Origin of the sequence: Pseudomonas entomophila (assembly GCF_018417595.1) — a bacterium.
GTDB lineage: Bacteria > Pseudomonadota > Gammaproteobacteria > Pseudomonadales > Pseudomonadaceae > Aquipseudomonas > Aquipseudomonas entomophila_C.
In genome coordinates this window covers 2,791,731-2,807,500 of sequence record NZ_CP070982.1, presented here as the reverse complement: position 1 = coordinate 2,807,500, position 15,770 = coordinate 2,791,731, and the positions used below count along the sequence as shown (strand labels likewise).

The 15,770-nt window shown below is 60.2% G+C and carries 12 protein-coding genes; 7 read left to right on the top strand and 5 right to left on the bottom strand.

Translation table 11 applies throughout. The features are described 5' to 3' along the window. Window positions 1-130 precede the first annotated feature (130 nt). Window positions 131-1,357, top strand: a complete 1,227-nt coding sequence (locus tag JYG34_RS12540; RefSeq protein ID WP_213660968.1) for an MFS transporter — start codon at window positions 131-133, stop codon at window positions 1,355-1,357. Window positions 1,358-1,435: 78 nt separating this feature from the next. Here JYG34_RS12540 and JYG34_RS12535 read toward each other — a convergent pair whose 3' ends face one another. After that, complete coding sequence (locus tag JYG34_RS12535; protein ID WP_213660967.1) at window positions 1,436-2,365, bottom strand: malate dehydrogenase; 930 nt, start codon at window positions 2,363-2,365, stop codon at window positions 1,436-1,438. Between the two features lie 717 nt (window positions 2,366-3,082). On the opposite strand from JYG34_RS12535, the gene JYG34_RS12530 reads away from it, so the two are divergent. Next, window positions 3,083-4,948, top strand: coding sequence for a hypothetical protein (locus JYG34_RS12530; RefSeq protein WP_213660966.1), 1,866 nt, complete (start codon window positions 3,083-3,085; stop codon window positions 4,946-4,948). 161 nt (window positions 4,949-5,109) lie between these two features. On the opposite strand, the gene JYG34_RS12525 is transcribed toward JYG34_RS12530, so the two are convergent. Further along, window positions 5,110-6,831, bottom strand: a complete 1,722-nt coding sequence (locus JYG34_RS12525) for a hypothetical protein (protein WP_213660965.1) — start codon at window positions 6,829-6,831, stop codon at window positions 5,110-5,112. Window positions 6,832-7,164: 333 nt separating this feature from the next. Between JYG34_RS12525 and JYG34_RS12520 the strand changes: the two genes are divergently transcribed. Beyond that, window positions 7,165-8,742, top strand: coding sequence for an alpha/beta hydrolase (locus tag JYG34_RS12520; RefSeq protein WP_213661169.1), 1,578 nt, complete (start codon window positions 7,165-7,167; stop codon window positions 8,740-8,742). 79 nt (window positions 8,743-8,821) lie between these two features. Here JYG34_RS12520 and JYG34_RS12515 read toward each other — a convergent pair whose 3' ends face one another. Further along, complete coding sequence (locus tag JYG34_RS12515; RefSeq protein ID WP_249746269.1) at window positions 8,822-9,463, bottom strand: arginase family protein; 642 nt, start codon at window positions 9,461-9,463, stop codon at window positions 8,822-8,824. A 177-nt stretch (window positions 9,464-9,640) separates the two neighbouring features. Here JYG34_RS12515 and JYG34_RS12510 point away from each other — a divergent pair, with 177 nt between their 5' ends. Continuing rightward, a complete protein-coding gene (locus JYG34_RS12510) occupies window positions 9,641-10,126 on the top strand; it encodes a GrpB family protein (protein ID WP_249746268.1) in 486 nt (161 codons plus the stop codon). 125 nt (window positions 10,127-10,251) lie between these two features. On the opposite strand, the gene JYG34_RS12505 is transcribed toward JYG34_RS12510, so the two are convergent. Then, entirely contained in the window at window positions 10,252-10,656 is a 405-nt protein-coding gene (locus JYG34_RS12505) for a MerR family transcriptional regulator (RefSeq protein WP_213660964.1), read from the bottom strand. Window positions 10,657-10,729: 73 nt separating this feature from the next. On the opposite strand from JYG34_RS12505, the gene JYG34_RS12500 reads away from it, so the two are divergent. The 3 genes from JYG34_RS12500 to JYG34_RS12490 all read left to right on the top strand — a co-directional run bounded on the left by JYG34_RS12500 (window position 10,730) and on the right by JYG34_RS12490 (window position 14,437). Beyond that, a complete protein-coding gene (locus tag JYG34_RS12500) occupies window positions 10,730-11,812 on the top strand; it encodes an SDR family oxidoreductase (protein ID WP_213660963.1) in 1,083 nt (360 codons plus the stop codon). A gap of 190 nt (window positions 11,813-12,002) precedes the next feature. Then, window positions 12,003-13,523, top strand: coding sequence for a sensor domain-containing diguanylate cyclase (locus tag JYG34_RS12495; RefSeq protein WP_213660962.1), 1,521 nt, complete (start codon window positions 12,003-12,005; stop codon window positions 13,521-13,523). A gap of 14 nt (window positions 13,524-13,537) precedes the next feature. After that, the gene (locus JYG34_RS12490; protein WP_213660961.1) at window positions 13,538-14,437 is read left to right on the top strand and encodes a DMT family transporter; all 900 of its coding nucleotides are present in this window, start codon (window positions 13,538-13,540) and stop codon (window positions 14,435-14,437) included. 63 nt (window positions 14,438-14,500) lie between these two features. Here the strand turns inward: JYG34_RS12490 and JYG34_RS12485 are convergent, their stop codons facing one another. Then, complete coding sequence (locus JYG34_RS12485; RefSeq protein ID WP_213660960.1) at window positions 14,501-15,754, bottom strand: OprD family porin; 1,254 nt, start codon at window positions 15,752-15,754, stop codon at window positions 14,501-14,503. Window positions 15,755-15,770 lie beyond the last annotated feature (16 nt).

Below are 15,770 nucleotides of genomic sequence, written 5' to 3'. Positions count from 1 at the left end.
CGATCACGCTGATGATGACTATCGAAAGGCGCATCTGTTTGAGTGCCAAGACCGCCCCCTATAATCGCCCCCGAATTGTCTCCCCGCTCCTCTCGCCTGCTCCAGGCGACACTCCCTTGGAATCCACACCATGCCAAGCGCCAGCCAGGCCTCACACGGCCGTCCCGAACATGATCAGCAAAGCGTCAGCCAACAGTGGCTGGCAATTCTCTCGGTTGCCGTGGGTGCCTTCGCCCTGGTCACCAGCGAGTTCCTCCCGGTCGGGGTGCTCAACGATGTCGCCAGCGACCTCGGCATCAGTGCCGGCCACGCCGGGCTGATGGTGACCCTGCCCGGTATCATGGCGGCCCTCGCCGCCCCGTTGCTGTCGGTGGGCATCGGTGCCCTGGACCGGCGCTACCTGCTGATCGGCCTGACACTGATCATGATCATCGCCAACGCGGTCGTGGCCTACGCCACCGACTTCAGCCTGCTGCTGTTCGGCCGTGTGCTGCTGGGCATCAGCATTGGTGGCTTCTGGGCCACCGCCATCGCCCTCAGCGGCCGCCTGGCGCCCAAGGGCGTGAGCGTGGCCCAGGCCACCTCGATCATCATGGTCGGCGTGACCCTGGCCACTGTACTGGGCGTGCCCGTGGGCACCTGGTTGAGCGGGCTGATGGGCTGGCGCACGACCTTCCTGGTCACTGCGCTGGTGGGCATACCTGTGCTGCTCGCGCAGGTCTTCCTGCTGCCACGGCTCAACCCTGACAAGGCCATCCGCATCAGTGACCTGCCGGCCCTGTTCATCAACCCCAAGGCTCGGGTCGGGTTGATCGCGGTACTGTTGATCGGCCTGGCGCACTTCGCCGCGTACACCTATGTCGCGCCGTTCTTCAAGCACAACGCCAGTTTCGATGGGCCGACCATTGGTTCCCTGCTGTTGCTCTATGGCGTGGCCGGGGTACTGGGCAATATCTTCGCCGGTTTCGCCGCCAACCAGAGCGTGCGCCACACCTTGATGCTGGTGGCGCTGATGATCGGCGTCGGCACCGCCCTGTTCCCCTATTTCGCCACCAGCCTGACCGGTGCGGCGATGCTCATCGCACTGTGGGGCTTCGCCTTCGGCGCCTTCCCGGCCTGCGCCAGCATCTGGATGTTCGTCGTGGCGCCCAAGGATGTCGAACGCGGCATGCCGCTGTTCGTCGCCATGTTCCAGGTGATCATCGCCCTGGGCTCGTTCTTTGGCGGGCAGATCGTCGACCAGATGGGCAGCGCGGTGCTGTTCAGCCTGGCCACGGCGCTGGTTGGCTGCGGCTTTGTCACGGTGCTTGTGCTGGGGCGTAGTGTCAGCAACAGCCTGGCGGCTCAACCGTCCTGATGCTTGGCGGTAGCCTTGCAGCGCTCGATCTTGAAGGCGCTGCAAGGCTACCGCCGCCACCTTCAAAGCACCCTCCTTCTATAACGCCTTCATCTCAGCAATGTCCCGCACCACAGCGTCCGCGGAGTGGTCGAACATCGCCTGTTCCTGCGCATCCAGGGGCAACTCGATCACCCGTGCAAGCCCCTCTGCCGCCAGCACACAGGGAACCCCCATGGCAATGTCGTTGCGCCCGTACTCGCCCTCGAGAATCGCGACCGTCGGCAGGATGCGATTGCGCCCGTTGGCGATGGTATCCACCATCTGCGCAATGGCCACGCCCGGCGCATCGCAGGCGCTCCCAATTTTCTTCAAGCCAAGGATCTCGCCGCCACCCTGGCGCGTGCGCTGCACAATCCGTTCTATCTGCTCATTGGAGAGGAAGTGCGACAGCGGCACCGAACCGATCGCGCAGTAACGCATCAACGGCACCATGCTGTCGCCATGCCCGCCCAGGACCAGCGCCGTGATATCCCGGGCGGAAAAACCGGTTTCCTCGGCGATGAAGCACTTCATGCGCGCGGTATCCAGCACTCCCGCCTGCCCGAACACCTTGCCGCGCCCCAGCCCGCTCAGGCTCCAGGCCCGGTAGGTCAGCACGTCAACGGGGTTCGACACCACCAGGACCGTCGCCGCCGGGGCGTGACGGTTGATGTCCTGCATGATGCCGTCGAGAATCGGCAGGTTGATGCTCAGCACATCCTGGCGCGACTGGCCGGGCTTGCGCGGCACGCCCGCCGTGATCACCACCAGGTCGGAATCCTGCAGCATCTCGGCGTTGGCACCACCGTGAACCCGGGTATCGGAACCGGACTCGACGGCGGCCTGCCAGATGTCCAGCGCCTTGCCCTGCGCCAGGTCGCCCTGCACATCGACCAGCATCAACTCGCGGCAGTATTCCTCCCGGGCGATGATCTGCGCCGCCGCCTCACCGACCATGCCGGCACCCACGATTGATAGTTTGTTCACCTCACACCTCTCTCAGCGCGCTGATCGCCGCACGCTCGGCTGTACAGAGAAGTATTGCCCGCCAAGGCCAAAGGGCCACCCGGCCAGTTCGCGACGATGACCGTATGCCTGAACAGATGGGTAGGTCAGAATTGCTGCAGTCTGGCCCTGCGTTCACTGCCCCTGGGGGGGCCGCTTGAAGTCTAGGTATCTGGGCAGCAGCGCCTTGTCCTGCGGCGGCGTCTTGATACCACTGCCGGCGAGGAACCGGTCGGTGTTGCGCCGGTCGTGGGCTGCGCTGACCCATTCGCGGCATCCTTCTTCAACCAGCACTAACCGCGCTGCGGCACGGCTAGTGGTATTGGTGATAACGCTGCCGGGTTCATGATTCGCCGGCGGAGGATTGAACTCTAGATTGGAGGGTTCGTAATGAATTGCAGGTGAGTGAGATGTGCACTCTCCACTTGGCTGTCACCGATCTGAGGCACTGGCAGTCAGGACGACCGAGAACTACCGTTCAGAATAGGCCAGGCACCTGCCCTGCTTGTTCGCCGTTGTCATGCCTGTGGCAGCCCGATCATGGCCCATCATTTGCCTGCTTAGATGGCAGGCGAAGACCGACATTTTCCAGACTGGCACTCTTGCTTGATGTGTCCTGGTCCGCAGTTCTGACCTTGGTGAGGCGAGCCGACCTGCTGGGACTGCGTATCCATCTCTGATACATCAGGGACACTGGCTATGAGCACACACGATGGTAACTATGTAGACAAGACTGACGAACCGGCTCCACAAACGTTCGAAATTGGCTTGGTAATGGCCGGTGCCATTTCAGCCGGCCCCTATGAGGCCGGCGTGCTGGACTACCTTTTCGAGGCCCTGGATGCCTGGGAGCAAGCCAAGGCCAAAACCGTGGGTACGCCTTTGCAAGCCTCGGTACCGCAACACAAAGTTGTTATCAAGGTCGTCACCGGCGCCTCCGCCGGCAGCATGAGCGCCGCAATTATGGCGGTCGCCGCTCGCTTCGACTTCCCACATATGAGTTGCAAGGAACTTGGTGTCCACGGGTATGCCTCCCTTTCCAAGCGCGAGCGCGAATGGATCGATGAAATGGCGAGCCGCAACCCGTTCTTCAAATCCTGGGTACAAGACATCTCGATCGACAAACTGCTGACTACAAAGGATCTGGATGCACCTGACAGTGTCGTGCAGTCCCTGCTGGACAGTTCTTCACTACTGGACATCGCCCAGGCCTGCCTGAGTTATAAGGGCAACAATGTCGTCCACCGCCCCTACTTGGCCAGCCCGACTCGCTACTTGTTCACCATTGCCAATCTGCGCGGCATCCCCTACTTCCTCCAACTCGGCAGTGGGCAAGGGGTCGGCCTGGGCATGACCATGCACCGCGACTATAGAAGCTTCACCATTAGCTACAGCCAAAATGGCGTTGCCACACCGATCAGGGGGGACGACATAGCCCTCGACTGGAGCCCCGCCACGACCGAACGCTGGAAAGTGCTGGGCATGACCGCTGTTGCCAGCGGCGCTTTTCCGTTGGCGCTAGCACCTCGCCCAATGACCCGCGTGTCATCCGATTACAACTACCGTTTCGTCGTGCTTCCAGGTGACGACAACAAGCCAGCACGCGTCGTTCGGCTTCAGCCCAATCCCTTGCGTATGCCCGTACCTGAGTTCTCGACGTTTCTGGTCGACGGCGGCACGATGAACAACGAACCCCTTGACCTGGCTCGCCAGGAACTGGCGGGACTCACTGGCAGGAACGAGCGTAGTGGGCTGCTAGCGAAACGCTGCGTCTTGATGATCGATCCGTTCCCGGACACCCAAGCCCAGGGGCATGACGAACCTGCCGGCATGACACCGGCCCTGACCAGTGTGATAGGCGACCTGATCGGCGCGTGGAAGAACCAGGCGCGATTCTCTGCACAGGACTTGGCCTTGGCGGCGGATGAGGAAATCTACAGCCGATTTCTTATTGCTCCCTCGCGCGGCGATGCCGCCCCTAGTGGCCTTTCATTGGCAGGCGGCGCACTGGGTGGTTTCTCCGGGTTTCTCAGCCGCGATTTTCGCCAGCATGACTACTTGCTGGGTCGCCGCAATGCACAGAAGTTCTTGTCCCATGTATTTACCTTACCTGCGGGCAACTCGCTTTTCGATGACCTGGACCCGGCGCAGAAACAAGAAGGCGCGAAGTGGGCACGCAAAGGCAGCAAGGGGATCGAACTGCCGATCATTCCGCTGATGGACGACCTTCTGCCAGCTGAGCTGAGTGGTAAAAAATCCAATGGAAAAACCGAGGAGCTCAGCGACTGGCCATTCGGTGTATTCCAGGTCGAGAGCATACGAGACCAGATCGAGCAACGAATGAATAGCGTCACCGACCATTACATCGAGCACTCGAAGCTGAACTGGGCCAGGAAAGTTCTAAGCAAAGCCCTCGCAATCACACTTAGGGGACATGTGTACGACCAAATCATCGCCCGCATTCATGAAGGTCTTGTCGCCGGAGGACTGAACGCTCCTCGCGCATCGGCGGAAAAACCGGTACCAAGCAGACAGTGGTTCGCGAAGGTGGATACCGACTCCTAGGTTCGGCCTGAAGGACGATGTAGCAGACTCCGTATGTAGCACGTCTGTATGACGATGGTGGAAGAACGCTTCGCGAGCTTATCGACGCGAGTCACTATGCAGCAATGGGAAACGAGCAGCCAGTGCCAACTGGCCGCTCGCCCCCCTTCGACGGCGTCGAGTCACCCATGAATCCAGAACGCACTCTCGGCAAACTGCTCGCCGTTCCACCAGTTGACCGTCCCCGTCTCCATGCGGAAATTCCTTGCCCCGGCCTGGCTCTGCAGCGGCGCCACCACCTCGCCATTGGCATCGTGCCTCGCGCTCTTCTGCGCCGTTTCAGGGACGACGGCAACGATGTGCCCGGACTTCCCTTCCGCCTTGCGCCGCGCAACGATCAGCGCTATGCCGCCCTGGTTGGCGGCCTGCTGCAATTTGCTCAGGGTACCCGTCTGGCGCCAGCCGAAGTCGGGGCCAAAATCGCGCAGCCAGCGGAACAGGTCGTTGGCCCGCATTTCGCGCAGGGAAGTGCCGATCAGCGGCTCGACCGGCTTGCCCTGCGACAGCGTGATCAGCGCTTTTTCCGTCCACCACACCCGCGGCAGGTAGGCACCTGCCAGCATGCAGTAGTCATGGCAATAGATATTGCAGAAGGTCAAGCCGTCCCTGGGCTGGTAGCGCTTGTGCGCTGGTTTTTCCACCGCCAGCCAGTCAACGATGGCGGCCAGTTCAGCGCGCAAACTGTCGGCCGAATCACCGAGCCGCTGCGGCATGTTCGCTTCATTGAGTGAATGGGCACCGGCGAAATCGACCCGCCGCGTCACCACACCCGGCTTGCGTGGCATGGAGACGGCGACGATACCGCTGGTAGGCGGTGATGCAGATGGGCTGACAAGCGGAATGTCCTGTACTGTCGAATCTGCGACCAGGAACTTCTGTGCAACGAAACCGCGCAGCAAGGCACCGTTGAGTGACGTCTCCACCTCCACAAAACCATTGCGCACTTTGCCGGTGACGGCCCGCACTGGTTGGCCGTCCGGCAGGTTGGCGATCACATTGGCTTGCGCTGGGTCGCTTATGCGCGGTTCGCTGCGCATGCGCAACGGGCTCTCGCGTGTGTCTACCCTGAAGAATTCGCCCTGTGCCATCAGCGCGCTGGGAGGGGGCACCAATGAAAGCCCCGGCGCAGGCTGAGTCAACAGTGCCGGCTGGCCCTCCACGGCAACGGTGTGAGCCAGGCGGATGAAGTCGAAGAGGTTCTCGCCGTAGAACCGCTTACCGTCGAAAAAGCCCTGGCGCAGCCCTTTGCGGGGGTTGAAGCCGCCGGTGTTGTAAGCGATGCCGACCGCCGCGAGTTCCATATCGCTGAGGGACGATCGCTTGCTCAGACCGAGTTGCTTTAGGCCGCGCTTCAATTCGGCAACGCTCAGTTGCAATGCATCATCGAAGTTGACGTAGCGCCGTTGCAGGAAGTAGTCGGGGTCGGTCTTGAAGAACTGCAAATCACGTTGGAATATCCCGAACCCATGGCAAAGCTTGTCCGGGTTGCGGGCGACTTTGGCGTAGCCGTCAATATGTTTGGCCATGTCCACCAGGGCCTGATGGGCAATGTCGAACATGGCCTGGCCGTTGGGAGCGGCCAGCAGTGCCGCCTTGTTCTTGGGGAAGGCCTGGCGCCCCTTCTTTGCATCCTGCTTGTTCACATCCAGGGTATCGCCGACACAGAGCTCCAGGATCTCGGGGACCGGGAGGCCTTTGTTGCGCAGTACCGGCCAGACCTCACCCGTTTCCTGGCACGCGATGGCGGCCATGAAATCCACCGTCAGGGGCGTATTGGCTAGCGCAGGTGACATCTGGCTCTGAAACTGGTTCTTGAACCACTTCACATCGTTGGCGTTGGGCATGTGGGGGATCCTTGACCGGTGAGTCGCCGGCCCGCTTGCGCCCCCATCGCAAACTGTAGAGAAATGAATGACCTGACCTCTTCAGTAAAGTCTCGAATGTTCGAGTGTCAAGTTCATGGCGCTACCCGCCGCTCAGCGGCTTCGAAATCATTGGAAGCGGTGAATGCAGAGTGCGCGAAAGCGGCTAGAGTCATTTTGATATCACCCCAACCAAACGGAATACACCGCTCCACGGAGGACTCCATGTTCAGGCTCCCGCAAGCAGGCTTGACGGCACTGTCCGCGCTTCTGATGTCCATGGCCATGACCGGCTGCACGTCGACGGATCGAGTGATGACGCCCTACGAGGATGTGCTGGAAGTCAATAGCGCCAACGCAGTGAAATTCCACAGCATGCTCTACTTCCCCTCCGGGACGGCCCTCCACTACCCCGGTTACGTGGTCGCGCTCGAAAAGAGCCCGCAGCAGATCATCGGTGGGCCCAAGGTCAGCGATGAGAGCAAGAAGCTGTTTCACGCCGACGCCACTTACTTCAAGGCAGAACAAGATACCAGCACCAACACGTCCCACCAGATCAAACGCTTTCAGCAGTGGGACACCAAGGCAATGTTCGTCTCGCACATCCTCAAGAATGGTGTACTGCCGGACCACGACACCGGCTATATGGCCAAGTCCCATTGCTTTGTCTACAACGCCTATGCAGCCGACGCCCTGGCCAACATCCGCAAAGACTACGACCTGAAGAAAGTCAGCGATTGGAATGCCTGCGATGCTTCGCGCAATCTGGAGCAGACCCACTCAGGCCTCAGGAGCTTGTACCAGGAGAGCGCGCAGGCACTGAAGTCGCTTGAGCAGAACCTGACCCGGGACCTCACCGGCTCACGCTACACCCACGTCATCGTCGTGGTCATGGGCTGGAACACCGCCCAAGACGAGGCCATACGCAACATCAACGACATCACGGGCAACCTGATGGCTGCAGCCTATGAAGTTGGCCAGGCGCAAAAGTCGCCGCTCAACCGGGCCAAGGCAGTGCGAAGCAACCAGGTCTTCCAGCCGACAGCCGAAAAAGGCATCTACACCACGCCCAAGACAGACGTCCTCGACACCACCCGCTTTCGCCCTCTCGTCATCGGTGTGACCTGGCCATCGTTCTGGTCCAACTCGTTCACCAACTTCTTCAGCTATGGCAACAAGGCCAACGACGCCGACGAGATCGGCCTAACGTGGTTGAACATGCTCGTCAACCAGACGGTGCCCAACGCGCTCGCGGCATCCAAGAGCAACGCCAAAGTCGTCACCATCGGCCACAGCTTCGGTGCACGCGCCATGATGCGTGCGTTGTTCAGCTCGCCCGCGCTGGCGCCACAGCAGGCCTTTCCGCAAAGCCATGTGAACCTGGCGGTGGGCCTCCAAGGCGCAGTCAGTATCAATCGCTTCACCGTGGGTGACGGCAAGGAAGGCGCCCCCTATCGGGATTTCGCAAAACTGCAGAACACCCATATCGCGCTTACCGCTTCGGAGCATGACGGCGCTGCCGGCGGCCCGGTGTTCTGGTACGACCCTTCCGGCTCGATCAAGTCCTGGAACCTGGTGTGTGGCGCGGCTGCTCCGGCCAGCTCCGCCACGTTCGACTGCTTGAAAGCCAGCGATACCTCCGCCTCCCCGAATGGCCTTTTCAGCCTGTGCAAGGTAGGTGACAGCCATTGCACGGCATCGACGTTGAGTCGGGGCAAGGTCAGTTACATCGACGCGTCCGACGGCATTACCCAATTCAACTCACCGGGTTCGGGAGGGGGCGCTCATAGCGACATCTACCGGCTTCCCATGGGCAGATTGTTGTGGCGCCTGATCGAGCAATATGCGCCTAGCGCCGAGTCTCAGGCCGAGACGCCATTGGCCGCCCAGTGAGCGCTACGCACCCGTACGCCGAAGTGCCGAGCGAGGCCCGCCGCTGACCAGCGTCAGCGGCGGCGAGTGGCTGTAGACCTCAATCGGGGCGGCTCGGAAACGGAAGTCGCGCCAGGATCCCGACGATCACGGCGGCGCATCGTCCGTCAGGGTCCAGGTCAGGATCAAAGACGGTCACCGTCATGCCCCGGCAGCGTCGATCGGCTACGAAGGGGGTCATGATCTTCACCAGATCGTCCGACGCGAGCCCTGGGGTACCTGGGGAGTCGACAGCGGGCATCGTGGTTTGATCCAGCACATCGACATCGAGATGAATCCAGAACCCTTGGCCGGGAGCTTGATCAAGCACGTCGCCTATACGCCGCACAACGGCATCGGGGCCGATCGTCAGCGCCTCGAAAACATCGATCCGGTTGATCGCGGTGTGGTTGATATCGGGCCATGCGAAATCCTCGTCGCAGCTTTCGCGCTCGCCCAACTGTACGACATGGGCATCGGTAACCAGTGGAACCGGTACACCCGGCCAATGCGTCGCCAGCGCTTCGCCACGCCCGGTCGCCAGGGCACGGTCCATGCCTGCCACGGCGCCCAGCGTCGGCTTGGGGTCGTCATTGCCGGGATGACGAAAATCGCTGTGCCCATCGATATGGATCAGTGAAAGTGGCCCTGCCTGTCGCGCGCCCGCAAGCGCCCCCAGCAGAATCGAGCAATCACCGATCACGAGCGGTAAATCGCCTTGCCGATGGGCTTGCGCGACCAGGCGGCCAGTTCGAGGTTGTACGAACGCATGGCGTGGCCATTGCGCAAGCGTGTTCCTGGTGGCGCCGCGGGTGACATCTGCACTTCTCCTGATCTAACGGTTACTCGATTGACTGCTTCTGGCCGCTAGCTGCCCGTGGTGAAGGGCAGCTATGGGTCGATAGCGGACACTGGCTGCGAGCCACTCATCGCTTCGGCTTTTGGCGATGAACTGATTGCCATACACCACGTTGGAAGCACCTCTGTTGCAGGTCTCGCGGCGAAGCCCGAGATCGATGTACTCATCGAGGTCCGTGATCATTGCAATGTCTCGGCGCGAGACGAGGTGTTAAAGGATTTGGGGTATGTTCGAGGAAGTGACCTATCGGAAGGGCATTATTTCTACCGACGCAATGTGGATGGGATCCGCACGCACAAGCTCCACGCTTGTGCCCGCGACCACATTTCGATCACTCAGATGCTTGGGTTCAGAGATTTGCTCAGGAGCGATGCCTCGATCCGCCAGCAGTATGAAGCGCTGAAGCTTCAGTTGGAGTCGAGCAATACTGGTGGAATGGCTGAATATCTTGAGAAAAAGGGACCATTCATTACCGCCGCGCTCATGAACGCCGGTATCCATAGTTGAATGATCGTTGGGCCGCGAGGGAACTCCGATATTTGATGTCCGCTATGGGTCGGAAGGAGTCCCTCACGAATGACCGCTGCCGCCCCAAATAAGACGGTGGCGACAGGCAAAATGCGACCAATCGGCTACAGCGTCGAGCCATGCTGATGGGCAGAAGCCCGAGGAATAGTGAGGCCGTTGGCAATGGCACTGGCTTCCAGCTTTGCACGCTCCGCCTCCAGAAATACATAGGCGGCTTGCAGCGTGGTGATCTTCGCTTGAACTTCGGCCATCTTGCTGGCGACCAAGGCCGCCCCTTGGGCGCAATCGATCGTATTACCCCGCTTGGCTGCAAGGATGTCGCTGATCTCGGCGAGTGAAAAACCACCGCTCTGGGCACTTTGTATAAAGGCCAGATCAACAACGGTCTGCTCGCTGTAGTTGCGGTAGTTATTGGCTTGGCGATGGGCCACGATAAGCCCGAGTTGCTCGTAATAACGCAATGTATGGCGGCCGACTCCACTGCGGCGCTCCAACTCTCCAACATTCACAGTAAAAATCTCTTGACTGTAGAGTACGCTCTACACCTTAGCCTGCACCGATCATCCAGACAAGGGTTCAGACATGAGCGTGGAATGCTTCGTCACAGGCGGCAGTGGGTTTGTGGGTCAACATTTGTTGGCACATCTCACTGCAACAGGGCACACGACCCGGGTGCTTATGCGCAACCCCGACAACATCGGGCACCTCAGAGAGCAGGTAACCCGCCTGGGCGGTGACCCTGCTTTTATTCATGCGGTTGAAGGGGATATCAGCAGGGAGGGGCTTGGACTCAGCGAAGCAGACAAGCAACGCGTGTCTTCGGCCTCTGTTGTTTTCCACCTCGCGGCACAGTTTACCTGGGGCCTGACAATGGAACAGGCCCGTGCGGTCAATGTGCAAGGAGCACTGAGAGTCGCCAGGCTCGCGGCGAACCAGCGCGTCCGCTTACTGATGGTGGGCGGCTATATGGTGCAGAACCTTACCTACCTTACAAGTATCGGGGTTGATAACGAGCACCCTGAAAACACTCACTGGCCAACAGTCTACGGCCGTGCAGGTGGTTACGAAGGCAGCAAGCTGGAGTCCCATTTTGCAGTTATCCGTTACATGCAGGAAGTGGGCGCAGATTACGCGATCGTTCATCCTGCTACGGTATGTGGCCACAGCGAGAGTGGGCATATCCCTGAAGGACAACCACTGGCCGAACTCATTCGAAATCTGGCCCTGGGCCGCTTCAAGGCTGTCCCCGGCTCCACCAGGCACTGGTTGCCATTGGTCAGCGTTGATTACCTGGTGAAGATGATGACCTGCGTGGCGTTCGACCCCTCGATGGCCAACCGGGAGGCCCTGGCGCTCTTCGAGCACACGCCGAACTTGCAGGGTATGCTCGAACAACTGGCAAAAACGCTGAAGATCAAGGCACCCCACCGCCATGTACCGATAGGCTTGCTCAAGGGGCTATTGAAGATCCCCGGGCTCGCGGCCAGGTTCGCGATCAGCCCCGAGTCATTGAACTTCATTCAGACGCAGCGCTTCGACATGAGTGAAAGCGAGCAACTGGAACGAAAGTATCAGTTGGCACATCCCGACATGGCGAGAACGCTGGATAAGACCGTGCGCTACGTCCAGGGTTACTTGCCTGATTACCCTGCTCACTGTGCTTGAACCCCTGTTGCAAGATAATGACGTCGCGCGCCCGGAGGAAGACTTCAGCCCGTGCAATTCTGTCGGACGGCACCACGAATTAGCTGTTATCTTATTGCACATGAACCAGGTAGTTACTTCCTGACCGCCTGGTTAGTTTAAGCGGGTCGACGCTAAACTTGATCCTCGGGGAAAAGGCGCGTGAATTGACGTGAAGCGTGACATTCATCTCGTTGTGCTATTGCTATCGGTCATAGGTTGTTCCCTCGCCTCGCTAACGCTCTGGAAGGTCATGGCTTCTCGCGAGCGTGCCTTGGAAGACATCGATGTCCATGGCCTGAACCTGACCCAGGCACTGTCCACCTATTCGGAAGGTATCGTCCGGCAGAGCTCAATGCTGCTGCTCGGCCTGGTCGAGCGCCTGGAAACCGAGGGCGCCGAACCTGGGCAGATCGAACGGCTGGGTCAGTTGGTCAAGCGTCAGCAGCCATTGATGCCGCCAATGAGCGGCATCACCATCTATGCCAAGGATGGTCGCTGGCTCATGTCGTCCAACCGCCCTACCCCTGTCGGGGCCAACAGCAGCGACCGGGCCTTCTTCATCCACCACCGTGACGACCCGTCCCGCGACCCGTTCATCGGCCTGCCAATCCGTAGCCGCGTCACCCAGGCATGGGTGATCACCATCAGCAGGCGATTCAATGATGACCACGGTGATTTTGCCGGCGTTGTTGCAATGACGCTTGGCGTGGAAAACTTCCTGCAGCTTTTCGGCAAGCTGGACGTCGGCCATGACGGTGCCATCGGGCTGACCTTTACCGACGGGTCCATGCTGGTGCGCTATCCGTTTCGGGAACAGGACATGGGGCGCAACTTTTCAACGTCGCCAATCTTCGCCAAGTACCTCATCGACCAGTCAGCCGGCACCGCATCATTCACCTCCAGCCTGGACGGCGTGGAGCGCCTCTATGCCTTTCGCAAGAGCGACAAGCTACCCCTGGTGACAACGGTCGCGCTGGGCAAGCAGGAAGCACTCTCGGCCTGGCGGCTCGAGGCGCTGCTGTCGTCGCTGGTGGTTGCAGCGCTGCTTGCATTGACCGGAACCATTGGCTGGCTGCTGATTCGGGCCATGAGCCGGCGAGACGCGGTCGAAAGCGAACTTCGACTGACCCAGCAGCAACTGCTTGAGAGCAACCAGCAGCTCGAGCGCCAAGCGATGCATGATGCGCTGACAGGGCTTGCCAACCGACGCTGCCTTGACGAGACGCTGACCCAGGAGATCCGCACGGCCTATCGAGACCGGACGACGCTGGCTTTGCTGATGATCGACATCGATCATTTCAAACGCTACAACGACACCTATGGGCATCCGGCTGGCGATGCCTGCCTGCAGCAGATGGCTCACCTGCTCGCCTCCTGCATCCGCCGCCCTCGCGATCTGCTGGCACGTTACGGGGGTGAGGAAATGGCTGTGATCCTGCCCGATACCGACCATGACGGAGCGACCGTCGTTGCCAGGCTGATGCTCGAGCGCCTGGCCTTGCAATCCATCCCTCACGAAGGCAGCCCTTTCGGGCATGTGACCGCCAGTATCGGTATCGCCTGCTCCGGCGGGCCAACCCTCGACAGCCCGTCATCACTGCTTGAACGCGCGGACCAGGCGCTCTATCTCGCCAAGCAAGCAGGCCGCAATGGCCTGTATGTCGACCAAGCAAAGGCTCAAGACCAATGACAAGGAATGCACTGATGCAATCTCGTTTCGGCAAAGGAGTCCTCTTTGCACTGTGCGCCGCTGCACTGAATGCAACCATCGGCGTACTCAGCAAGGTGTTGATGAACAGTGGATTCAGCGCCAGCAGCATCGCCCTGATAAAAACCGTACTTGGCTGCCTGTTGCTGTCAGCCTTGCTCATGTTCCTCAAGCGGCCCGTGCATACGGCCAGGTGGCTCCCTGCCGCCGTTTGCGCCTTTCTCGGCATTTTTGTGCTGTTCCACTTTGAAACCTCGGCCTACAGCCATTACGCCGCAGCAGGCGTCGTGGTGATCCTGATGGCAAGCGCCTCCATTTCTTCGATCTTGCTGGGGCGGCTCATCCTCAAAGACCCAATTACCGCCAACGCGACGGTAGGCGCCGGATTGACGATAGCCGGTATTGCCGTGATTTTTGGCGCTGACCTGGAACAAGGCTTCACGCTGCAAGGCGCAGTGCTCGCTTCGATCGGGGGCTGCGGATATGGCGCATTTTCGGTTGCCATGAAGCGCATGGGCGTTTCCGGAGGGCTGCATTTCACTCGGCAACTGTTGTTTTTCGGCAGTCTTTACCTGCTGATGCCGGCTGCGACCGACGGGTTCATCATCGGAGAGTTATCCTTGGTGGCGGCGATGGCATTGCTGGCTCTGGCCGCGTTGCCGACCATCCTCGGCTTCTTCTGTACCACCAAGGCCATCGAGTATCTGAAACCATCGCAAGTTCAGGCACTGGAACTGACGGAACCGCTGTTTGCCGCGCTACTGGCGTTCTTGATCCTCAATGAGGTGCCGAGAGACACTTTGTACCTTGGCGCAGGGCTGATCCTCAGCGGGCTGTGTTTCTCCAACGAGCTGATCCGGTTAGGCAGGAAAGCGCCACAGCCGTCCGGAGCGTGATTCATTTATCTGCCAGCACCTGGCGAGCGAGCGCTCCGAGAGCGCATGCTCGCGCTGCCGACATTACCAAACCGCTATATCGTAGGTCAGATAGATCCGGTTGCTGTCGCGACCGCGGGAAAAATCAGAACGGTAGACATAGTTACGAAGTTTCACGCCCAACCCTTTCACAGGCCCGGATTGCACCACGTAGGCAAGCTCCACATCACGCTCCCACTCGCTTAGCCCGTCGTCAGCGGAGCGACCGTTGTCCCCGCTCAGGTAGCGCGCCATGAAGGTGAGCCCGGGGACACCGGCCGCTGCAAAATTGTAGGCATAGCTCGCCATCCAGGTTTTCTCTTCCTCCTCGATGAATTTGCCGATGCCCACATTGCTGAACGAATAGACCGTCGCGCCGCTGATGTATGGCAACCCGGCCTCGCCGTCGAGCACCTGGTAACCGGCACCGACAGTATGCCCGGAGTGTGTATAGGAGAGCTGACCGCTGAACATGTCATTGTCGATCTCGCCACCATGAGCGGCTCCGCTGTCGCGGCTCTTGAAATAGCGCAAGTCGGTGGTGAAAACCCCGCCGGCCAAAGACAGGTCGTGTACCAGGCTGATGTAGTCCTGGCGGTAGAAGTGCTCGAGCTGGCCGTGGAAATAGCTCAAGCGCAGCTGCTTGCTGACGGCATAGTCGGCCCCGGCAAAGCTGAAACCGCCAGACTCCTCGCCGCTGTAGCCATCCAGGAACAGGCCCGTGCTGTCGGAGGAATCCCGCTGCTTGAAGCGGTCCAGGTGGCCGGCAGTCAAGGTCAGGCCATCGACATCGGTACTGGTCAGTTGCGTGCCCTGGTAGGTCTGCGGCAACAACCGCGCATCGTTGTAGACCAGCACCGGCGTCTTCGGCAGCAAGGTGCCATGCTTGACCGTAGTCTGCCCCAGTCGCGCCTTTGCCGTCACCCCGGCACTGGCGAACTCGTCCGCGGCACGACCATCGTCATGCACCGGCAGCAAGCCGGTACCGCTGCGCCCGCGGCCCGAATCAAGCCGTACGCCTGCGAGCCCCAGGGCATCGATCCCCAGCCCCAGCGGGCCTTGAGTGAACCCTGACTGGTAGTCGAGCAGACCCCCCTGTGCCCATTCCACCCGCTCGCTCTTTGCATTTGCAGCAGCGCGGGCGCTCATGCCTTGTTCGTCGCGGAAGTTCTCGTTGAAGTAAACGTTGCGCAACTGCAGCTTGAGCTTGCCGTCGTCGATGAATCCGGCGGCGCCGGCCACAGGCAGCCAGCCGCACAGCAGGCCACAAGTGGCCCCACGGAAAACAGTTCGGGACATGTTCGATACTCTGTTG